The organism is Stenotrophomonas maltophilia, assembly GCF_047497515.2.
GTDB lineage: Bacteria > Pseudomonadota > Gammaproteobacteria > Xanthomonadales > Xanthomonadaceae > Stenotrophomonas.
This window is the reverse complement of record NZ_JAXAXL020000007.1, coordinates 53,422-74,265: the sequence shown is the minus strand read 5'-3', so window position 1 is coordinate 74,265 and position 20,844 is coordinate 53,422. Positions and strand designations below refer to the sequence as shown.

Below are 20,844 nucleotides of genomic sequence, written 5' to 3'. Positions count from 1 at the left end.
CAATGGCCTGCTGTTTCATTCACGGAAGGAAGACCCATGCAGGACGCGCAGTACTGGTTGAACGAATTCTGGACGGGCCTGAGCGTGCTCGATCTGTTGGGCGGCAGTGTGCTCGGCACGCTGCTGGGCCTGGCGCTGGGCATCCTCGGCTGGCGCTGGCTGCACCGCCGCGGTTGGCTGCAGCGGCGCAAGCGTTGGCATCACTGGCTGCTGGCCAGCTATGTGGTGCTGCTGCCGCTGGCCACCGCCTTCTTCGGCCTGCAGCTGGGCTTCACCGCCGGTGCGCACCGCGCGCTGTTCAAGCAGCTCGATCATTTCCAGCCGCACCTGCAGACCCTGGTGGAAGGCTGGAGCGAAGGCTTCACCGATTCACTGGACGACCCGCGCATGCGCGAGGCGCTGCGCAGCCAGGGCACGGTGGGCGACGTCGCCGATATCGTGGCCTCGGCCTACCTCAGCGAGCACCCGCTGCCCGGCCTCGACCGCCTTGGCAACGGCCCATTGGCGCGCGGCACCGGCTGGGTGATCGGCAAGGTGCGCGAGGGCCTGCTGCGCGGCATGGTGGAAGACACGCTGGTGGACAAGGCCGGCACGCTCGGCCTGGAGCCCAAGGTGGTGCGCGAGGCGCTGACCATGCACGTCGATGAGCTGCTGCACACCCGGGGCGTGCTGCGGCTGGTGAAGGCGCAGATCAACGGCATGATGCCCGGCGTGTATTTCGGGTTGCTGCTGCCGCTGCTGGTCATCGTACTGCTGGTAGCGCTGGAGATCTGGGCCGCGCGGCGGTTCGCGTGGACGCGGCAGGTGGCGCCCAGCGCGGTAGTGCCGGCCGCTGGCCGGCAGCTGCAGGTTCCTGCCGAAGGTTCATGAGGTTGCCGGCCAGCGGCCGGCACTACCGGTCGAAGGGCGTGCGGACCAACGGTCCGCACCCACCCAGGGAAGTCAGCAACCACCCAAGGGAAGCCCGCATCCACCCTGGTGCATGGCTCAATCGCCGTCGGTTTCGTCCGGGTGGGCCTTCCAGTAGCCGGTCGAGCGGATCCAGTCGCGCGGCACGCCCAGGTGGCCTTCGATGAACTTGCGCATCATCCGCGCGCGACGCGATTCGGTGGCGATCCAGTAGAAGACATCGCCGTCCGGCGCTTCGAAGTCGGTCAGCATGTCTTCCAGCAGCGTGCTGCTGGCCGCCGGGAAGCCGTTGCGCTCCAGCCAGTGGATGCGCACGTTCTCGTACTGCGGCAGGTCCTGGCGCTCGGCCTCATCGCTCACTTCGATGAAGGCCTGCGCTTCGGCGCCGTCCGGCAGCACGTCCAGCCAGCGGGCGATGGCCGGCAGTGCGGTTTCATCGCCGATCAGCACATAGGCGTCGTAGCTGTCGGCCACCACGAACGAGCCGCGCGGGCCGCCGATCACCAGCACGTCGCCGGCCTGCGCCTGCTCGGCCCACGGCCCGGCAATGCCCTGGTCGTGCAGCACGAAGTCGATGGCCAGCTCGCCGGTTTCGTGGTCCCACCAGCGCGGGGTGTAGTCGCGGGCCGGCGAATGCTCCTTGCCTTCCGGGTAGCGCGGGCCTTCGGCGGTCATGGTCGGCAGCACCATCTCGCCGCTGCTGTTGGGGAAGAACAGCTTGATGTGGTCGTCGGCGCCGGGCGAATCGAAACCGGCCAGATCGTCGCCACCCAGCACCACGCGGCGCATGTGCGGGGTGACTTCCTCGGTGCGCAGCACGGTCAGTTCACGGAAGCGCACATCCAGGCGCAGGCGCGTGTTGTTGTGTTCGGTCATGGGGATACCTGTAAAGGGGTCGCGCGGGGGCGCGCGGCATGGGGGAGGACCTGGCTGGAGTCAGTCTGGCTGGGTCGTTGAAAGCGGTGATGCCTCGCTACCGGCGGTACCGTTCAGCAGGGCCGAGGCCCGCGTCAGCAGCGCCGCCACCTCGTCCGCCTCGCCCTCGGCCCAGCGGCCGTGGTGGTGCACCAGCGCCCGCTTGAACTCGCGCAGGGCGCTGGCCAGCGGCGGCGGCAGTGAGGCCTTGGTGATCTCGCGGGCGCGGTCGAAGGCGCGTCGCTGCGCCAGCCGCACCTGGGTGCGCTGCACCTTCAGCTCGAACTCGCCGGCGGCGGTGATGCGGAAGATCCGCTTGCCGTCCACTTCCTCGGCCTCGATCCAGCCGGCCTGCTCGAAGCTGGCCAGCAGCGGGTACATGGTGCCGGCGCTGGGCGTGTAGGCCTGCATGAACTGGTTGCTGATCAACTGCATCAGCTCGTAGCCATGGCGCGGCTGCTCGCCGATCAGCGCCAGCACCAGCAGGCGCAGGTCGCCCCGGCTGAGCACCCGCGGCTGGCCGTTGCGGCGCGGCACTGCCGGATCGGTGGAACGGGCTCTGGGAGAGGGGGTGCGGCTCATTTCGATATATCGGTAAACGAGTGTGCAAACGATATATCGATATATCGAAGCCGGCAATCATCGATCCGGCCACAAGCTGCCCCGTTTTGGGCCACGGCCAGCTGCGCGCACAGCAAAAGGGGCGCCCCTTGCAGGGCGCCCCGGCGGTACTGTGGAAGGGAGCAGGGCCGCCTGGCCCATCACTCGCGGCCCACGCTGGGCCCGATCCCGGCGGCGGTCCAGAGGCGGCTGCGACATGTTGTCGCCGGTTCAGTACCGCAGCCCGGGCCGCACCTACGGTGGCTCCAGACTTGCCCTACAACCGTCATCGGCAGCAGTAACACTGCGTCCTGCACATGGCCGCAGCGGCCCGCAAGCGACAGCCCGCGCAGCCGCCAAGGCCCGCCGCAGGGCCATCACGGGCCCTTGCAAGCCCCTTGCGGACACTGGCCGGTTGCATCCATACGCCTGCGTAGCCAAGTGACGAAAGCCCTTGGTGCGCTACACTTTGCGGTCTAGAAATCTATACAACAGTCGCGCGCGTGCGTGCGGTTATGGGAGCGCTAATGAACTGGTTGAACGAGGTGCTGAACAACGACCCGAATCCTGTGGAAACCCAGGAGTGGATCGAGTCGTTGAAGGCCGTTATTGATGTCGAGGGCTCCGAGCGCGCGCATCAGCTGCTGGAAGGCATGGTGGAACTGACCCGTCGTTCGGGCGCCTACCTGCCGTTCTCTCCCACCACCGAGTACGTCAACACCATCGAGCCGCAGCTCGAGGCCAAGAGCCCGGGCAATGCCGAGCTGGAATGGCGCATCCGTTCGATCATCCGCTGGAACGCGATGGCCACCGTGGTGCGCGCCAACCGCAAGCCGGGTGACCTGGGCGGCCACATCGCCTCGTTCGCCTCTGGCGCCACCCTGTACGACGTGGGCTTCAACCACTTCTGGCGCGCCCCCAGCGAAAACCACCCGGGCGACCTGCTGTTCATCCAGGGCCACAGCGCCCCGGGCATCTACGCGCGTTCCTTCCTGGAAGGCCGCATCAGCGAAGAGCAGCTGGACAAGTTCCGCATGGAAGTGGACGGCGGTGGCCTGTCCTCGTACCCGCACCCGTGGCTGATGCCGGAGTACTGGCAGACCCCGACCGTGTCGATGGGCCTGGGCCCGCTGGCCGCCATCTACCAGGCGCAGTTCATGCGCTACCTGGAAAACCGTGGCCTGATCGAGAAGTCCGACCGCAAGGTGTGGTGCTTCATCGGCGACGGCGAGAGCGACGAGCCGGAAACCCTGGGTGCGATCGCGCTGGCCGGCCGTGAAGGCCTGGACAACCTGATCTTCGTGGTGAACTGCAACCTGCAGCGCCTGGACGGCCCGGTGCGCGGCAACGGCAAGATCATCCAGGAACTGGAAGGCGTGTTCCGTGGCGGCGGCTGGAACGTGATCAAGCTGCTGTGGGGCGGTTACTGGGATGCCCTGCTGGCCAAGGACAGCGACGGCGTGCTGAAGAAGCTGATGATGGAAACCGTCGACGGCGAATATCAGAACTGCAAGGCCTTCGGCGGCGCGTATACGCGCGAGCATTTCTTCGGCAAGTACCCGGAAACCGCTGCGATGGTCGCCGGCCTGTCCGACGACGACATCTGGCGCCTGAACCGTGGTGGCCACGACCCGCACAAGGTGTACGCCGCCTACCACCAGGCCGTGAACACCAAGGGCATGCCGACCGTCATCCTGGCCAAGACCGTGAAGGGTTACGGCATGGGCAGCGCCGGTGAGGCACTGAACCCGACCCACCAGACCAAGAAGCTGGACGACGAAGCGGTGCGCCACTTCCGCGACCGCTTCAACATTCCGGTGACCGACGCGCAGCTGGCCGACGGCCAGGTGCCGTTCTACCACCCGGGCCCGGATTCGCCGGAAGTGCAGTACCTGCAGGAACGCCGTGCTTCGCTGGGCGGTTACCTGCCGCAGCGCCGCCGCAAGGCCGACAAGACCTTCGTGGCGCCGAAGCTGGAAGCCTACGACCGCCTGCTGAAGAGCAGCGGCGAGCGCAGCTACTCCACCACCATGGCCTTCGTGCAGAGCCTGAACATCACCCTGCGTGACAAGGAACTGGGCCCGCACATCGTGCCGATCGTGGCCGACGAAGCCCGTACCTTCGGTATGGAAGGCCTGTTCCGCCAGATCGGCATCTACGCGCCGTTCGGCCAGAAGTACAAGCCGGTCGACGCCGACCAGCTGATGTTCTACCGCGAAGACCAGAGCGGCCAGGTGCTGCAGCAGGGCATCAGCGAGCCGGGTGCGATCAGCTCGTGGATGGCGGCCGGTACCAGCTACTCGGTCAGCAACGTGCCGATGCTGCCGTTCTACATCTACTACTCGATGTTCGGCTTCCAGCGCGTGGGCGACATCGCCTGGCAGGCCGCGGACATGCGTACCCGCGGCTTCCTGCTGGGTGGCACCGCCGGCCGCACCACGCTGAACGGTGAAGGCCTGCAGCACGAAGATGGCTTCAGCCATCTGGTGGCCGGTGGCATCCCGAACGTGCGCAGCTACGACCCGACCTTCGGCTTCGAAGTGACGGTGGTTCTGCAGCACGGCACCAAGCGCATGATGGAAGACCAGGTGGACGAGTATTACTACGTCACCCTGATGAACGAGAACTACACCCACCCGGAAATGCCGGAAGGCGCGGCCGAAGGCATCGTCAAGGGCATGTACCTGCTGACCGACGCCGGCAAGCCGAAGAAGGGCGAGCTGCGCGTGCAGCTGCTGGGTTCGGGCACCATCCTGCGCGAAGCCATTGCCGCCGCCGAGCTGCTGGACAAGGACTTCGGCGTGACCGCCGACATCTGGAGCTGCCCGAGCTTCAACGAACTGCGTCGCGATGGTTTCGACGTGGAACGTGCCAACCGCCTGCATCCGGAAGGTGAGCAGCGCAAGGCCTACGTGACCGAGCTGCTGGAAGGCCGCCAGGGCCCGGCGATTGCCGCCACCGACTACGTGCGTGCGTATGCGGACCAGATCCGTGCGTTCGTGCCGATGTCGTACACCGTGCTGGGTACGGATGGGTTTGGCCGTTCGGATACGCGTGCGAACCTGCGCCGGTTCTTTGAGGTTGACCGGTACTACATCGCCCATGCCGCGATTGCGGCGCTGGCGAAGGAAGGGAAGATGACCGCGAAGGATGTGGCCCGGGCGATCAAGCAGTACAAGATTGATCCGGAGAAGGCTAATCCTGTTGGGGTTTGATTAGAAGGATTATCAGAAAGAAGGGCGGCCAGGGGCCGCCCTTCTTTATATGAGGAAAAGACATTGGAACTCAGTTATCTACATCCGATAATTCAGAACGCCGTTGGCGGGGCAATCGCTACGGGTTCACTGGCTCTATTTGCTTACTGGCGAGCGCGAGTGCCAGATGTTTCGGGTGTCTGGACGATGGAAGTTAACGTTCAGAAATCTGATTACAATCCATTTGTTGGAATGAAGTTAACTTACATCGTGATGTTGACTCAACGAGCAGGGGATTTGGAAGGGGTTGCGGAAAAGGTTCATGAGGTCTCAGAGATAAATCCAGCCGGATACTTCTATCAGAAGCACGGTCGAATGCATTCTGATGTGAAAGGGGGTGTCAAAGGAAATGTCTTTCAGCGGAAAGTTTTTCAGCTTCTTCTGCGCGAGCAAGGGCAGAACAGGAAGTTCATATCAACTGCGGACCTTCGAGTTAAGCACGGAAATCTATTGAAAGGGACTTACATTTCAACTGCGGCTAACTCGTCAGGATTGATCACACTGACTAGAGGTGTTCGTGCCGGGCTTAAGTGGAGCGGGGGATAGTAATTGAGGGGTCTTATTACAGACCTGCGAAAGGTTCTGCAAGTAATTGATGATTGCGAGATTGTGCTGGATGGCGTTTGCATACGCGCATTGGTTGCCGCGGAGGACAGGCGTTTCTTTTATCATCTCGGATTCGATTTCATTGCGATAGTTCGTGCGGCATATATGACGCTGTTTCTGGGGCGCCTGCAGGGGGCGAGTACCATCGAAGCTCAGTTGGTCAGAACTGTCACGGGGCGCAGAGAGATTCTACTGTCGAGAAAGATAAGAGAGGTTTTTGTGGCTTCGATTGTGTCAGTCATGAGGCCCAAGAGATCAATCGCATCTGCATATCTGAGTGTGGCTTACTTTGGGTTCGAAGAGCTGGGTATCCTACATGCTGCTGCGCGGCTTGGAATTTCGTTAGAGGCCAGCGCGAAATGGCAAATCTTTTTCCTGGTTGCGATGTTGAAAAGACCGCTAAGTACATCGCCATCAGTGGAGAACTTACAAGCTATTTGGCGTAGAGCTGCTTGGATAGAACAAAATTTCTAGTCTTTGGCCAGAAAACATGAAAAGTGAAGGGGCTGCAAGGTGTATCCGGTCAGGACTTGTATCGATTCTTGAATCCTCCAAACTTGGTGAATGTTAGTTCTCGGCAGAGTCCTTCGATGTCCCCGTAGATGGATCTATCGCCAATTCCAAGGGTGGCTAGGTTTGAGCGAATCTCCGCGATTGACTTCCGACTGATGATGATCTTGTATGCTTGATTGGGAGGGAAGGCGTCTGCGGCATTAATGCCAATTGTAAACAGTCCCTGCTGGCACTTTATGCGCTCATTTGTCAGGTCGGCATTGAAGAAGCAGAATCCATGCTGGCGAGCCTGATGAATCTCTCCGAAGATGTCACTGTTGAGGTTTCGTGCTTGAAGCCATGGGGCTGTAACAGAATTGTGCGACGAAGGAATCATGTAAACCGCGGCAGAACTCTGAGCTAGACCCACGAAAGATCCATCAATTGGCACGTCTCTACTAAACTCCGCAATCTGGTCGCTGGTGAGATCCTCTGGCTTAAACCTTCGGTACCTCACCCCATCAAGCGCGAAGAACAATGCGGTTGTCGGAGATAGGGTCCAGTCGAGTAGCCTGGTGGGGAGACCAAAGTGCTGGGCCAATGTGAGTACATCCCAAGCATTGGCCGAGTTGGAGTGCCGATATGCATGTCTTTCAGAGTCGAATATCTTGAATGCATCCTTTGCCGACGCAAGGGCGTTCGTGCTTGCGTTCGTAGCAATGTATCGGCTTAACCCGGAGGATACTCCCCACGAGCTGTCTGATTGTCCGCGATAGACTGCGCCAGTCAGTGAGTTAGTTCTTCCATTTATCTCAAGAATGGTCTCAAGATACTGAGAAAGGCTTTCTACTTCTATCTCTTCAATGAACACAGGAGCTCATCCTTATTGATGCAGTGCGCGCAGGGGGGGGCTTGGTCTAATTCATCTGAAAATAATCTGGTGGTTAATATTATCCGCATGTTGATGGATGGCGATCAGCAATTTGAAGGGCCGGCGGCAGTGAGGGGCTGGGCCTCGGTTAAGCTCATTTCTGCTTGGCCAAGACTAATGTTGGTACAGCGAGCATGGTGCTAGTAATGCCTGAACCCAACTTCCTCGCATCGTTCGGCAATGCTCCGTAGTCTCCGAAGATCTCGGTCAGCGACAATCGTTGCGGCTGTCTGAATGGAGATAGCTCTCCCAAGCAAGCTCCGCTCCTGTCCAGACACATGTCCATCCAATAACGGCCAGTTGTAAAGTGCTTGCCAGTACCCACTGGTAGATCGGAGTACAACCTCTTGTTGCAGGCTGATGCCATCGTCCATCAATCCTTCGGCTCGAGCCAGTCGCTTCCGCTCTCGGTCTTCTGTCTGGTCGACAGACCACTCCAGCACGGCCTCTCCCAAGGCAAATTTGGTCGAGGACAGCTTCGTCCAGCAGGCCTCCTTCTTCGCCCACTCGCCAACATTCGAAGAGCCCTCGGGGAGATCCTTGATGGCAGACTGAGCCATCACCGCCGCACGAGTGAAGGCCTTCATGAGAGTTGGATCAGCCTCCTGTCTCTCCCACACACGAACGAGATTCGGTTCTCGACCGGCACTTCTAATGCAATGGAAGATCATTGACCATGCGTATGCCACGATCTGAGGCCTGTAGTCGCCTTCATACCATGTTCCACGCCCACTTGAGACAGCGGCCTCACCGGCCTTCCATAGAAGAGCCATTGCTGCCACGCGCTGGTAGTAGCCGTCGCCGTAATTTGGACTGATCTCATCCCAATACTGCGCATCAGTCTTGTCGCGCTTCGAGGAAAATTTGCCAGCAAACTTGATGAAGTTCTTCTGGGCACCCAATGCGACCCAATGGGGCTTCCCATCTAGAACGCTATCGAACTTTGCCAGGTCAGTCTTGTTGACTACCTGCGAGGCGGGGTACTCCAGATCAAACTTCGTCTTGCCGGCACCAGTCAAGTACATGCGTTCGTTCTGATACTGGCCCCGTGCACGCTCATAGAACCATTTGCTCTGAACGCGTGTGTCTGCTCGTGCTGGAACCATCATGCGGCGAGATATTTCCTCCATCCGCCTGTGTACCGGATGATTCGCAAAGAAGTCCGCGATTGCGACCTTATTCTGAGTATTTGCGTACTCGGCAATCTTGGGGACAAGTTCATTGGTTTCATTCGAGCCGATAATCGTCAGCTTCATGGGGACTGAGACCTGTGCAAGGCTTAGTCGATCCTGTCTCCTCGCTCTAACTATGCTGGCAGTAGTCTGTCCTCCATTCACGATCTGCAAATCGCTGATGGAGGTTACGCGTGTGCCAAACGGCCCCATCTCCACCGTTGCCGAGGCCGCGGTGGCGGCGATTCCGTTGTTATAGGCGAAGAAGAGCTCGGGCGCGTCTTGGATCGTGCCCCTTATGCCTTTGTTGACGCCGCCCTTCATGCCAAGAAATGACCTGACGTTACCTTCGAGCAGTCTGCTACCGAAATGCTCGAACAGGTTCGCCAGCACATCACCGTCGACTACACACAGGTAAGAGCTGAGAGATTCAGTCTTGGAGGCTTGTATGCAGGGAATACCGGCGGTACCAAAGTCGGCAAGCTCTATCTGCACCATCTCGCGTTCACGCGATGAGAGATAGACCGCCTTGAGGCGGCTCAAGTCCCATATGTGCAATTCCGTCGGAACGCCAGACACGATGGATCTGGATTCACGCCGGTAGCCCTTGCTCAGAAGCTGGTTGGAGAGCACATGTAGGCGAATACAGGAGATGGAGTCACAATAGGAGCGTAGGGTAGTCGCAAGTTCGTACGCCGGGCTCGACTCGGTAATTTCCTGATCCAGCCCATCGTTGAGCGACGCAGATACAAAGTTCTCCAACCAGCCGCGCATCTGGTCAATCTCTGCGGTAGATAGGGACCCTGCTTCTGGGTCGTCGTTCCACTTTCCTACGACCACCGAAATGGACCTGTCGGACTCATCGAGAGCGGAAAAGCCATGGATCTTGCTCTGACGCGACCTGGAGAGCTGTCGAGTATCATCGGCAAGAATAATCTCGCCGAATGCCGGATCCTCCTGCAGCCTATCGGCAACTTCGGTCACGAATGCAAGCGTGTCGACAAGATGATCGGAGGCTGCGCGCCTTACCACCAGCTGCCGTAGCTCAATACCAAACTGCGAGTCATCCATTTGCTGAGCTCCGAGCTGCACGGATTGAGTGGAGCGAGATGGAGTAACTCGCGGTGACGATGCCAGCAGGAACATCCGACTCGGTTATCCGGGGAAAGTCGCCTTCTACCTGGAACGCCTCCTCGCCAAGCGACTCATATGCGATTGAGTCGTACAGCGCGTGATGGACGTATCCCGCCGACAGAAGTCGATCCCGGAATGTGCCTAGGGCGGTAGGACTGTGGGCCAGATAGCTTTCAGCCTTCAGTACCAGTGCGTTCAACGTCCACGCTTGGGGCTCAGTCGGAGCTGCCTGCCGGAGTGTCCAGATGCTGAGGCTCAGAGGGCGATCAGACTGCAGTTGTTGAAGTGAGCTGATGGAGACGAGCTCTGCACTTGGGCCAACGGCCTTGATCTCGAACGACTCCGTGGAGAATATGTAGTCCTGATCACTGCCGGTAGGTCCCAGCCAGGAGAGTACGAGTTCATCAGACTGAAGTCGGCCTGCTTTCAATTGCTTCAATAGGAATAGAAGCTCTGCCGTAAGGCCCTTGACTTCGTGTGGCTCAAGAAGGCCATCAGGGCGAAGATTGAAGAGCTTCTGCCAAAGGCGGATTCGCGACACCGTCTCTGCTATGACGGCCTTGTCACCAGGGCAATCTGATATGGACTCGATCAGGTCACTGCACAGCCTAGAGAAGACACTTCTCAGCTCGGCATCCTTGAGTCGAAGGAACATAAGCCATGATCCGACTTCGGGGCGTTCTTGGCGGAAGTAGTCGATGGAATTTGATCGGATATCAACTGCTGGCGGAGGTGAGATCGTCTCGACCGCAAACAGGAGGTTACCAGTCGAGTCAACTCCTCCGAACGTGCCGACTCGGGAGCTGTCATCAGTACGGAAGATGACGTGGGCATGCGGCGAGAGACTTGCGGCTGCCCGGCGAATGACTGCGGAATTCCATGCCCCCTCCAAGTTGCTACTCATCGGCGTCATCCTCGTCTTCACTAAGGCCAATGTTGTCGAGGTAGACCTTGTTCACTCTGTATGTGACTGCGGTTGACTCGGTATCGGTGTAGGAAGGGAACGAAAGGCTGACGGCAACCTTGATGTCACTCCCTACGTCATCAACACTTGCGGTCTTCTTCTTCGGGTCATCGCTCCCAGATTTTGCTTCGATCAGGTGGATGATGATCAGAGGCGAAGACCGGTAGAGACGATAGGCTCCGCCAGGGGTGGATTTGGTGGCAGTTTCTTGCTGTTGCTTCCACGCTTGCTCGGCTTCAGCGACCACCTCCGCTTCGAGTCCCGCCCGTTCATCGCCCGCCTCGCCAAGGCGATGCTTGTTGATGCGCGCACTCGTTGCGGCCTTTGAGCGCAGACGCTCAAAGGACCTCTTGCGGGTGGTTGGCTGGGCGTGCGATCCATCTTTGAGAGCGATGGAGACGCCATCGACAGTGCCGCCGCTCCCTTGGACAACGCATACATCCCATTTATCCAGTGCCGGAACCCGGGCGTCCTTGATGAACGAGATCAACGGTTGCTCGCCTGTCTTTGCGTCAGGCAAGAATCCCTGATTGATTGGGGAAACTGTAAGTGCAGACAAGTACAGTGCAACATCTGCGGAACTAACGCTCCTCCACACGAATCTGTTGCTCTCTTCTGACGCAACGCCCAATCGGCGGACGAACTCCGCAGTAGCTTCCAGGTTTCTACGATTGACGGTGGAATCACGCAGAAGTGCGGTCGTCTCGATCAGTGTGCTGCTGAACGAGACGCTCAGGTCAACATCGGATGAGTTCCGCATTTTGTTCTTCGCGGTGACGAGCAGGAGCTTTGGGTGGGAACGTACTCGTATTCCGAAGCGGCTCGGTGGAAGGCGATTGACGTACATGTGGCGGAGGTCAGCTCTGAGTTCGGAGACAGCCTCGGCGATATCTGCAAACCAGTCCTGCGCGTCCTCATGCATCCACACGCGGCAGAGGTCATCATACCCAGTCCGATAGCCAAACCAGCGGGCCATCTGGAGAAGGGTGTCATAGGCTTTGGAGTGTCTATAGAAGTAGCTGACACATAGCCCCTCCAATGTCAGGCCACGCGAAAGCGTCAGTCCGCCGACCGCGATGACTCTGCGGCCCTTCTCGGTGTTCTTGTACTTCCGGTAGTTAAGCTTGCTCTCCAGCTCGGTCTTCTGATTGATGGTCAGTACCTTGATAGAGGCAATGGAGTCATGGAGCTGCCGCCTCACGACATCCCAGGAGAACTCAACTGAGGGGTACTGATCATCGAAGACCCTTCGAAGATCCGCCAGAACGGGGTGCTTAGGCCAGAGATCATCCGCCGAAAGATACTGACGTACGTCAGCCAGAACAGAGTAGAGGTGCGCTTCAAGCGATTCCGCTATCCGACCCTGCACGTCTGTAAATCGAGAGACATTGACGAGCATGGAGCGATGTTTGAGTGGCTCTTTCCTGAGGTCACGAATCGCGCAGGATAGGAGGAAAGTCGAGACCGCGTCCTTGAGCGACTGGGGGAGCGAGTCAACTGCCAGCTCCTTCGTATGCCGCGCAGGAAAGTGATCCTCAGCATCATCCATCGTCACCAGCTGATGCTGCTGGGTGCCTTCGTCAGTGAAGATCGCGCTTGCGCCTACGTAGTTGGTAGGGGCCTTGAGGCTGTAAATGAAGTTGCTGGGGAACAGATCGTTCCGCTCTGAATCCGGGTTGATGAAAATGTTCGCAAACGGAGTCGCGGTGTAGCCCACGTACGAAGAGCGCCTGAAGAGACCGATCAATTCCCTGATCAAAAGATTTATCTTGGCCGGGTCCTCGTCTTTCTTTGCATTGACGGAAGCATTGTCAGCTTCATCGTCGATCAGCAGCAAGGGGAGATCAAGCTGGCCACTGGCTTGGGCTCCTCGCTGGGACTTCATGAACTCAATGAGGCGCTTGAGCGGAGTCATGTTCTTCTTCATCACTAGAAGAACCGGCTGCGAGAGGTTCTGGAGCGGTATGCCCTTGAGTGATCTTTGATTCGCGGTCAGGAAGTCGGAACTCACGGACGTCAGAACGTTTGGCACGATGTTGTCGCGGAAGCGGCCGGCACCGAGGACCTTGGTGCGAACACCGTCCATGACATCGTCGCTATCCTCTCCGACAAAACCCTCATCCATTCGTTCCTGCGACTGTGAGCGGAGCTCTTCGATTGTTCCCGTGAGAAGTACGATGATCTTGTAACCCGCGTCCGCGGCTTTGTTGATCAGGCCGCAGTAGTTTCCAGTCTTGCCTGACTGGACGTCGCCCATGACCAGTCCATACACCTTCCACGGCTCAGAGTTTGAGGGGTTTCCGCACTCGGTCAGGACATTCTCTGTATCTTCGTCGATGGCACGAAGAATTGAAGATGTCAGACCTTGGCTCTTGAGCTGCTGCTGATAGGCCTCCCAGTAGGCCCACTTGATCGAAGCCTTTGCATCAGCAACCCATGGTTCCTGATCGCCACTGGTCAATCCCTCGCCAGGACTCATAGTCAAGCCGATCTTAGCCTCAAGAATCTTGCGAGTTGGCTCAAGGTCTACTCCAGGAAAGACTATGGAGAGCTTGACCATGATGTCGTTTAGAAGATCGTCCGTAAGATCGCGGTCCCCGAGAATGCCCATTGCGGTCACAGAAAAGTCAGACATTTTTAACTCTTTCCTTGAGGAGGTCGTGCAGATTTGGGTGGCGTGCCAGTGGGTCTATCTGTAGAACAGCATCAATTCCGCGGCCTGTGATATCCATCAACGTAGTAGCAATCCGGGTGAGCTCATCCAGTTCTGAGGCCGGAAGACCCTTCCTTTGGTCGCTGCACATGTCTGCATAGATGGCCTCGTAAGGCAGAGATACTGATAGAGACTTTAAGAGCGTCAGTAAGGCGTTGCTGGTTGCGTGAGAGCCTGGATCCAGAGCTGCGTCAACAAGAGGGTGCTGGACATTGATCTGATAAGTGAAGTTGCCATGGGACGGCTCAACGCGTTCCCACAGAGGTACTATTCCAAGTCCTTGCCTCTTCCTGCCGGCGTACTGGATCGCCTTTCTGCTCTTGTCCGCAAAATGCGGAATGAGCTGCCTCAGCCTCTCTCGAATGACGTCCGGTGGATAGGCTGCCGATTTCTTGATGTCAAGAGACCATAGCTCGTCAAACGAGTTTGGGATGTCGACCTGGACTCTGGTCAGCTTGTAGAACTCTTGCTTGGGGACAAGCCCGAACCACGTACCCCAGATGACCAAGCGGCGTCCGCGATACACATAGAATCCCTGTGTTCCCCGTAGCCCCTCTGTTCCGCCCGCCATCTCCAACTCGTCCAGCGACAGACTTCCCACAGGAGGAAGGATGAATGGGGATACCGACACGACTCCTTTGGCATGAGAGATCGTTTGGCCTTCGAGCTCCTGGCGGTGTGAATTTCCACCAAGAAATGGGTCGCGCTGCGGAAGACGAAGCCCGTTGACGGAGATGGAGACCGCAGGCTGGCCTCGCTCTCCCTTTGTGAAGCGGTGGAAGACCAGCGCGAGGTGCTCATAGAGCGGTGCCATTCGCGTTGTCATCTCTTTCCTTGCGTCGGCGGCGCCCGAGGTGAGGCGGTCAAGTTCCTGCCACACGACGAGGGTCCCGGACGCTTGATCCTGGAGATTTCGGTACAGGGGAAGAGTTAAAAGGTCATCTTCATCAGGGACGACCACCCTCCAGGCAGACAAGTCTCTTACTACATCGAGATCCCACGCCCTCGCACTTGTCTGTCCGTCCTTCTTACTGACGACAGTGAGTTTTCTCGCTTGTGACAAGGAGGCGGTCTTCAGCCCAAGTCCAAACCTTCCCAGGTCGGCTGACCTTCGAGTATCCGTTGGATTGGTGCTGCCATGGCGCATCGCATCAGTCAGCTCCGACGCGTCCATCCCATAGCCGTCATCAAGAACGGCGACGTAGGGACTGCTGGTTGCATCGTAGTGGATACCAATATTGAGCGCACCTGCGGAGAGGCTGTTATCAATGATGTCCGCGATCGCAGCTTCGACGGTGTACCCTACCGCTCGCATTGATTCCATCAGTGAAACCGGGTCCGGGATCACTAGAAGTGTCTGAGGCTGTTTCATCTCATCATCCGTTGAAATGTCTGGGCGCCAGCTCTGATTGGGGCAGTATTGTTGCCGTCAGCTATGGGTCTGGCGCGTTCTTGCTAGCGCTATGAATTCGCGGACGGATATCAGCTCAACACGTTGTTCTGGCTTGAACGAGCTCTGCAATGGCATAGGGATGACCAAAGTCAGTGACTTCACGCGCATCTCATCAGTCTGGTGCTTGGAGATGGGGGCCTCCAAAGTCAGCAGATGCTTCTCTGGAATCCGGTCAGCTTCGGCGAGAACCTGTCGCCATCTATCCTTGCAGGTTGATTTGACTCCAAGCATCAGAAGGCGGCTCGAATCAAACCCTGCGTCCTGGTAGCTGCTCTGGCTTGGGAACAGGAAGTCCGGTTTTGAGCGATTCTCTGTTCTGCCGGTCCTCGAATAATGAATACTGTTTTGAAGGAATATCTGTTCGAGGTGATTCTCAAGGGTCAGCCCGACGCGACTTTTACGTCTATTCTGCACCGAGAGCGAGTAGGACACGAATGCATCCACGTCAGCCTCGCCGCGAGGAGTGACGAATCCGGCCGTGAGCCGCTGCGAAACGATGTGGCGTTCCAGCGCCCTGAATAGCTGCTCCTCTTTTTCCATCCACGTCAGAAGCGTGCTGTCTGGATCATGTCGGGCATCGATCCCCGCGCATTTCGACCTGCTGAAGGCAGAGAATTGAAGTGTGGTAGGGAAGCTTCCCTTGAATACAGCCAGCATCTCGTCGAGATGGCTGTCATCCAACCACCCGATATCAATGCCAAGGCTTTCAAGAATGAATCGCGATGCATAGCCAAGCTGCTGACTATCAAAGTCATCCTCAGACTTGATGTCGTAATTGGCTCCGTCTGCGCGGATGGCGAAAAGCCACTGAATCTGTTCGGCGATGCTTGATCCTGCCTTCGCAACGATCACAAGTAGCGACTTGTCTTGGCAGAGCGCGATGACGAGAAGGTCGCCTGCCGCGTAGCTCGCTGACACCGCGGTACTAGGGAAGTAGAGGCGGTACTCATCGCGCATGACGCCGCGCTCCTCTCTCGCCTTCTGCCGTGCGTCATACCAGGTGAGCACGGCATCTTCCACAACGGGCTCGTCCTGACCGTCACTGAGATACATCATCTTCGAAGGGTAGGGAACCCTCTCGCTAGGCTCCCCCAGCATGGCGCGCAGAGCTTTGACGCCATTGAACTCGTGCTGATTGGAGCGGAGAACATTAGCCTCCACCTCAGTCAGCCTCTTTGCCGCTACACCTTGAAAATACTCCGACAAACGTCCCTGTTGCATGTCGCCCCCTGTTGGCGTCAATTCAACCCTTCAGCTGAGAATATCACTTGCGAGTTGGTCGAACACTCGCTGCTGCGCTGCTTCAGACTGACCCCGTAGCGAGCACTCCCAGACTGTCAGTACCCGCCAGCGCATGTCTTCAAGTTCGACGGTCACACGCTGATCCCGGACCCTGTTCTTGCCAATCTTGTCTGCCCAGAACTCCGGGCGCGTCTTCGGCAGTCTGTATAGAGGGCAATCATGCCCATGCCAGAAGCAGCCATGCACGAACACCACGGTCCGATACTTCGGCAGCACGATGTCTGGCCTGCCAGGTAGCCTTGCACCACCCAGCCGATACCTCAGTCCCCGCGCATGAAGGCCCTTGCGGACAAGGACCTCCAGCTTGGTGTTCGAACCGCGGATCCGCGACATCTGCGCGGATCGCTGCTCCGGGGTGAGGCTGTCTGCCAAGGTCAGGCCTTGGCCTTCTTCTTCGCCGGCTTGGTCGGCTCAGAAGCAGCTTCTTGGATCAGGTGAGGCGCCATGATGCGGGCGACTTCAGCGATCACCGGCACAACCACCGAGTTTCCGAACTGCTTGTAGGCGCGGGTATCGGAAACCGGTATGCGGAAGTTGTCATCAAAGCCCATCAGACGGGCGCACTCGCGCGGCGTCAGTCGGCGCGGATTCTTCTTCGGACCTTGGGAAATGAGGATCTCCGAACCGTCCTTGTAGTAGCGCGCGGAGAGCGTGCGGCAGGTACTTTCCGGGGTCACCAGGCCGAAGCCGAAGCCATTGCCCTTGTCGCGGTGCTTGGCGGCATAGTTCTGCAGGTACTCCCACAGCTTGTCGGACAGCGTGTACTTGTCCAGTACCTTGCCCTTCGTGCCGCCGATGTAGGGTTGATCTTCGCCCTCGCTGCCATCCTGCTTGTGCAGGACCGAGCCCATGCGGGGCGAGATGCCGAAGTCAGGTAGCTGCAGGTCATCCCAAGTGAAGCCCGTCTCTTCGCGGAAGCCTACGATGATGATTCGCTCGCGGTGCTGGGGGCCGAAGTGCTTGCCGTTGATGACCTTTGCCTGCACATGGTAGCCAAGCTCGTTCTTGAGCACGTCCATGATCGTTGAGAACGTGCGGCCCTTGTCGTGGCTCATCAGATTCTTCACGTTTTCCAGCAGGAAAGCGCGAGGACGCTTGGCATCGATGATGCGTGCCACGTCAAAGAACAGCGTGCCTTGGGTCTTGTCCGAGAAGCCATGCGGACGGCCGAGGGAGTTTTTCTTGGACACACCCGCGATCGAGAACGGCTGGCAGGGGAAGCCCGCCAGGAGCACGTCGTGATCTGGCACGTCGTTCTCATGGACCTTGGTGATGTCCGAGGCGAAGATGTGATCAGGGCCATCGTGGAAATTGGCCTTGTAGGTCTTGACCGCGTAGGGGTCCCACTCGCTGGTGAATACGCAGCGGCCGCCCTGCTTCTCGAAAGCCGTACGGATGCCGCCGATGCCGGCGAAGAGATCGATGAACCGGAATATCCCCTCGCCCGATGGCGGCTCGCCGAAGGGCAGCAGGCGCTGACGAATGGCGTCTGCGATATAGGGCTTGGGTTCGGTCTCGCGCAGCTGCCAGCGGCGGACCGTCTTCGGATCAACTCCCAGTGCCTGGGCGACCTCCTTGGGGCTGAAGCGCTGGAGGGAGAGGTCGATCAGTTCGTACGTGTTCATGGGTGCTCCGGGAATTCGGGGGACAGTATGTCCAATTTCTTCCCGTGGGAGAAGTGGGGGGAGGGCAGCGGGCCTCTTTGCAGCGCTGGAGGGCATGGGACTTCTAGAGGATTCCGACGGACTGACCGACAGGGCAGCCGGCCAGCGCTGGGAAGGCGATCTTCCAGCCAGTTGGTCTCATCAATTGAGACTGCAGGTCATTGGGCCGCAACCCGCAGCGGCTCCATCGACGACGCATGCTGTTTGGCAGAGGCCGCCTCAGCCTTCTTTGGAGACAGAAGCTTCAGAATCCCGGATGATATTTTGGGTTATTCCTCACCGTCATCAGGGTTCAGCAGCGTCTTCGCGCCCAGCCGCGATTGCAGCAGTCCAAACGGAGCTGAGGGACAGGTTGGGAGAGGCGCTTGGCACACATGGCGATTGGGCTGTTCCTATTTGTGCCCCTGCACCCGCTCCGTAGCCATCACAGTCAACGCCACGCACGCCATCTTCAACCCCTCCATCACCCGGTCCCCCACGTACTCTTCGTCGGTGCCGTTCTGCCGCGTGCGCTCCGCCGCCAGCATCAGCTCTGCCACCACGCGCAGGCCACCCAACGCGCAATCGGCATCAGCCATCTGCATGCTGCGCCCAAGGCTCAGATTGCGCTCCGGCCAGGGCTGTCCATCGGCAGCGGCGCCCGCACCAATGCGATGCAGGTTGGCGACAAATCCGAGGGGATAGGCGGAGGGATCTTTCTCGTGATCGGTGTTGGCCGGATCGCGGCGGGTGTTCACACCGGGTAGTTTCGTTGCGCTCATGGCAATGCTCCGTACAGGACAGACAGCAGGGCCACCGATAAAGGTGGCGGACGGTGCGGGCTCGAAAACCGGTATGTACCAGACCGGCGGGTCCGAAGACCCCCACGCACCGCCCGCCATGGAACGCGAACGGATTGCCAGCCGACGCCACACAAAAGGTGACGCCGGCTGGCAAAGCGCATACAGCTGGTACAGAAACGGGTTTTCGAGTCCCGCGCCACCCTTTTTCGGTGGCACGCCAAGAGATACCCGCGCAGCAGCCAGATGCCAAGAAACTGCAGAACCGGCGACTGCCAGTGCTGACGCTTTCGGCATTGTCGCACACGGTGTTAAGCCATCAAGCGATTGCGCCGCAATGGTCTTGAAGGACTTGGCGTTTTTGACCCAAAGCACAGAAATGCCCGCGGCTACGCCTGCGATGCAGGTCAGTTACGACAGACTGGATAAGCGATTCAGGCCGCGGGCGCCTCGGACTCCGGCGTAAAGATCAAACGCACCCGAACCCGCGCGTGCTTCGCGACGCCCTCAATCACTACCGGATCGAAGCGCCAATCATCCACCGCATCGAGCGCCGCACGATCAAGCTCTCGCTGCCCGCTGGACCGCGCCACCATCACGTTGGTTACGTGGCCCAGCTCATCCAGCTGAGCCACCAACAGCACCTGCAAGGGAAACTGCGGCAGCGTATCGGCGGCAGTGACCGGTGCCGTTGAATACACCACCGCAGGCGCCTGTTGCAGCTTGAAGGTGGGGTTGTCCCCCGCCTCTACAAACACCTCTGTGGAAATACGTGAGTCTGTATCCATGGCCAAGGCAGGCATAGCGCCCAGCAGCATCAGAACGAGGGTCAGTGCCAGGGCGACGTTCAAACAGGGCATGCGTGGTTTCCATTCCGGTGCGGCAGCAGCATAGCGACCATCCCGTGGCATCGCTTGCCTTCAATGACGGCAAGCCGTACTGCCACGAGCGCTCCCCGGGCTTAGATGCAGCCCGGGCCACGGTTGCCCATCGGTAGCGGCACCTGCGGCGATGCGCCGCAACGCGCAAGCAAAGCTATTGGGATCGGGGGAGGGGTCTCCACCGTGATCATCGATGGCCGCTTCGCGTTGTATCTTCAGAACGGGGGCTTTCGTTGCGCTCATGGCAATGCTCCATGCAGAAAGGGTCACCCCTGAAGGTCGCGGACGATGCACGGCTCGAAAACCGGACAACAACCAAGCCGACGCGTCCGAAGACCGCCACGCACCGCCCACCATAAGACGCGAACGGATTGTCAGCCGGCGCCACGCAAAGGTGGCGCCGACTGACAGGCGCTTACACAAGGTTGTTGGCCAGGCTTTCGATGTGCGTGCCACCCATCTCAGGTGGCAGGCCAAGGTGTACTCGCATAGCGGCGGACTGCCAGGAAGCTGCAGTCCCTAGAGGCCGCAGTGGTGACGCTTACGGCATTGTTTCACGCCGTGCATTGCTTGATTGCTCTGCTTTGAGATGGTACCGGGCGTTGTTGAATTGCTGCCCCAAAGCATCTGATGAGGGATAGTTAAAAAGTCCTGCAATCCCTGCCACGACAGGCCTTCAGCAGCGCCGAAATGGAAAGCGGGTCGATTACGACATGGTTTGAACTTTCGACGATAGATCCAGTGCAACGTTTCCAATCATGGGGTGGAGATTGCATTTCATCTTGCACTGCAGGGCGCTCGACGGATCATGTGATAGCGTGAAATCCAAGGCGCAGCGAGGCCACAATGCTGAAGTCATTGAAAGTCAAACGGAGTTGACTAATGAGAATGTTGATCGCTCTGGAAGCAAAATCTTCTCTGCTGGGACAATCACCATGACAACCATCGGTACAGCGCAGTCGCTGCTATCCTCGATGCCAGAACAAAATGGCGCTTCCATTGAGACGCCCTTGGTGTGCGAAGAGTGCTTTCTGGCAGCTACCAGAATCGCCACGGCACATCTGAGGCGCTAACC

General features: G+C 58.7%; 17 protein-coding genes. 5 read left to right on the top strand and 12 right to left on the bottom strand.

What is annotated here, in order from left to right; all coding sequences use genetic code 11:
• The first annotated feature begins 36 nt into the window (after nucleotides 1-36).
• Nucleotides 37-870 carry a hypothetical protein gene (locus ACMZPQ_RS11880; RefSeq protein ID WP_312647870.1) on the top strand — a complete coding sequence of 278 codons (834 nt, stop codon included), beginning with the start codon at nucleotides 37-39 and terminating at the stop codon, nucleotides 868-870.
• Nucleotides 871-987: 117 nt separating this feature from the next.
• Here ACMZPQ_RS11880 and ACMZPQ_RS11875 read toward each other — a convergent pair whose 3' ends face one another.
• Nucleotides 988-1,785, bottom strand: coding sequence for a siderophore-interacting protein (locus ACMZPQ_RS11875; protein WP_197582270.1), 798 nt, complete (start codon nucleotides 1,783-1,785; stop codon nucleotides 988-990).
• A 60-nt stretch (nucleotides 1,786-1,845) separates the two neighbouring features.
• Nucleotides 1,846-2,406, bottom strand: a complete 561-nt coding sequence (locus tag ACMZPQ_RS11870) for a PadR family transcriptional regulator (protein ID WP_133936412.1) — start codon at nucleotides 2,404-2,406, stop codon at nucleotides 1,846-1,848.
• A 545-nt stretch (nucleotides 2,407-2,951) separates the two neighbouring features.
• Between ACMZPQ_RS11870 and aceE the strand changes: the two genes are divergently transcribed.
• From aceE to ACMZPQ_RS11855, 3 genes are all read left to right on the top strand, one after another.
• The gene (gene aceE / locus ACMZPQ_RS11865) at nucleotides 2,952-5,639 is read left to right on the top strand and encodes a pyruvate dehydrogenase (acetyl-transferring), homodimeric type (protein ID WP_197582269.1); all 2,688 of its coding nucleotides are present in this window, start codon (nucleotides 2,952-2,954) and stop codon (nucleotides 5,637-5,639) included.
• A gap of 63 nt (nucleotides 5,640-5,702) precedes the next feature.
• Complete coding sequence (locus ACMZPQ_RS11860; RefSeq protein ID WP_197582268.1) at nucleotides 5,703-6,224, top strand: hypothetical protein; 522 nt, start codon at nucleotides 5,703-5,705, stop codon at nucleotides 6,222-6,224.
• A gap of 63 nt (nucleotides 6,225-6,287) precedes the next feature.
• On the top strand, nucleotides 6,288-6,758 hold the full coding sequence (locus ACMZPQ_RS11855; protein WP_312645655.1) for a biosynthetic peptidoglycan transglycosylase: 471 nt from the start codon (nucleotides 6,288-6,290) through the stop codon (nucleotides 6,756-6,758).
• A gap of 49 nt (nucleotides 6,759-6,807) precedes the next feature.
• Here ACMZPQ_RS11855 and ACMZPQ_RS11850 read toward each other — a convergent pair whose 3' ends face one another.
• The 10 genes from ACMZPQ_RS11850 to ACMZPQ_RS11805 form a co-directional block, all read right to left on the bottom strand.
• Entirely contained in the window at nucleotides 6,808-7,647 is an 840-nt protein-coding gene (locus ACMZPQ_RS11850) for an FRG domain-containing protein (protein WP_197582266.1), read from the bottom strand.
• Nucleotides 7,648-7,847: 200 nt separating this feature from the next.
• The gene (locus tag ACMZPQ_RS11845; RefSeq protein ID WP_197582265.1) at nucleotides 7,848-9,950 is read right to left on the bottom strand and encodes an AIPR family protein; all 2,103 of its coding nucleotides are present in this window, start codon (nucleotides 9,948-9,950) and stop codon (nucleotides 7,848-7,850) included.
• A complete protein-coding gene (locus tag ACMZPQ_RS11840) occupies nucleotides 9,943-10,917 on the bottom strand; it encodes a PD-(D/E)XK motif protein (protein WP_197582264.1) in 975 nt (324 codons plus the stop codon). Before ACMZPQ_RS11840 ends, ACMZPQ_RS11845 begins: the two co-directional genes overlap by 8 nt.
• Entirely contained in the window at nucleotides 10,910-13,612 is a 2,703-nt protein-coding gene (locus tag ACMZPQ_RS11835; RefSeq protein WP_197582262.1) for a Z1 domain-containing protein, read from the bottom strand. Before ACMZPQ_RS11835 ends, ACMZPQ_RS11840 begins: the two co-directional genes overlap by 8 nt.
• Entirely contained in the window at nucleotides 13,605-15,062 is a 1,458-nt protein-coding gene (locus ACMZPQ_RS11830) for an ATP-binding protein (RefSeq protein ID WP_312645629.1), read from the bottom strand. The genes ACMZPQ_RS11835 and ACMZPQ_RS11830 overlap by 8 nt, the downstream gene beginning before the upstream one ends.
• A 57-nt stretch (nucleotides 15,063-15,119) precedes the next feature.
• Nucleotides 15,120-16,364, bottom strand: a complete 1,245-nt coding sequence (locus ACMZPQ_RS11825) for a type II restriction endonuclease (protein WP_197582260.1) — start codon at nucleotides 16,362-16,364, stop codon at nucleotides 15,120-15,122.
• Nucleotides 16,365-16,394: 30 nt separating this feature from the next.
• Nucleotides 16,395-16,817: a very short patch repair endonuclease gene (locus ACMZPQ_RS11820; protein WP_197582259.1), complete on the bottom strand. Its 423-nt coding sequence runs from the start codon at nucleotides 16,815-16,817 to the stop codon at nucleotides 16,395-16,397.
• 2 nt (nucleotides 16,818-16,819) lie between these two features.
• Nucleotides 16,820-18,070 carry a DNA (cytosine-5-)-methyltransferase gene (dcm, locus tag ACMZPQ_RS11815; protein WP_197582258.1) on the bottom strand — a complete coding sequence of 417 codons (1,251 nt, stop codon included), beginning with the start codon at nucleotides 18,068-18,070 and terminating at the stop codon, nucleotides 16,820-16,822.
• Nucleotides 18,071-18,501: 431 nt separating this feature from the next.
• Nucleotides 18,502-18,870: a hypothetical protein gene (locus ACMZPQ_RS11810; RefSeq protein ID WP_197582257.1), complete on the bottom strand. Its 369-nt coding sequence runs from the start codon at nucleotides 18,868-18,870 to the stop codon at nucleotides 18,502-18,504.
• 452 nt (nucleotides 18,871-19,322) lie between these two features.
• Nucleotides 19,323-19,748: an energy transducer TonB family protein gene (locus tag ACMZPQ_RS11805; protein ID WP_197582256.1), complete on the bottom strand. Its 426-nt coding sequence runs from the start codon at nucleotides 19,746-19,748 to the stop codon at nucleotides 19,323-19,325.
• An 839-nt stretch (nucleotides 19,749-20,587) separates the two neighbouring features.
• Between ACMZPQ_RS11805 and ACMZPQ_RS11800 the strand changes: the two genes are divergently transcribed.
• Nucleotides 20,588-20,842 carry a hypothetical protein gene (locus ACMZPQ_RS11800; RefSeq protein ID WP_197582255.1) on the top strand — a complete coding sequence of 85 codons (255 nt, stop codon included), beginning with the start codon at nucleotides 20,588-20,590 and terminating at the stop codon, nucleotides 20,840-20,842.
• Nucleotides 20,843-20,844 lie beyond the last annotated feature (2 nt).

What these genes read in the sequence shown, in the direction of transcription:
- aceE (WP_197582269.1), top strand. Translation starts at nt 2,952, where the DNA reads ATGAACTGGTTGAACGAGGTGCTGAACAACGACCCGAATCCTGTGGAA.
- ACMZPQ_RS11835 (WP_197582262.1), bottom strand. Translation starts at nt 13,612, where the DNA reads ATGTCTGACTTTTCTGTGACCGCAATGGGCATTCTCGGGGACCGCGAT.
- ACMZPQ_RS11870 (WP_133936412.1), bottom strand. Translation starts at nt 2,406, where the DNA reads ATGAGCCGCACCCCCTCTCCCAGAGCCCGTTCCACCGATCCGGCAGTG.
- ACMZPQ_RS11805 (WP_197582256.1), bottom strand. Translation starts at nt 19,748, where the DNA reads ATGCCCTGTTTGAACGTCGCCCTGGCACTGACCCTCGTTCTGATGCTG.
- dcm (WP_197582258.1), bottom strand. Translation starts at nt 18,070, where the DNA reads ATGAACACGTACGAACTGATCGACCTCTCCCTCCAGCGCTTCAGCCCC.
- ACMZPQ_RS11875 (WP_197582270.1), bottom strand. Translation starts at nt 1,785, where the DNA reads ATGACCGAACACAACAACACGCGCCTGCGCCTGGATGTGCGCTTCCGT.
- ACMZPQ_RS11845 (WP_197582265.1), bottom strand. Translation starts at nt 9,950, where the DNA reads ATGGATGACTCGCAGTTTGGTATTGAGCTACGGCAGCTGGTGGTAAGG.
- ACMZPQ_RS11810 (WP_197582257.1), bottom strand. Translation starts at nt 18,870, where the DNA reads ATGAGCGCAACGAAACTACCCGGTGTGAACACCCGCCGCGATCCGGCC.
- ACMZPQ_RS11830 (WP_312645629.1), bottom strand. Translation starts at nt 15,062, where the DNA reads ATGAAACAGCCTCAGACACTTCTAGTGATCCCGGACCCGGTTTCACTG.
- ACMZPQ_RS11840 (WP_197582264.1), bottom strand. Translation starts at nt 10,917, where the DNA reads ATGAGTAGCAACTTGGAGGGGGCATGGAATTCCGCAGTCATTCGCCGG.
- ACMZPQ_RS11880 (WP_312647870.1), top strand. Translation starts at nt 37, where the DNA reads ATGCAGGACGCGCAGTACTGGTTGAACGAATTCTGGACGGGCCTGAGC.
- ACMZPQ_RS11825 (WP_197582260.1), bottom strand. Translation starts at nt 16,364, where the DNA reads ATGCAACAGGGACGTTTGTCGGAGTATTTTCAAGGTGTAGCGGCAAAG.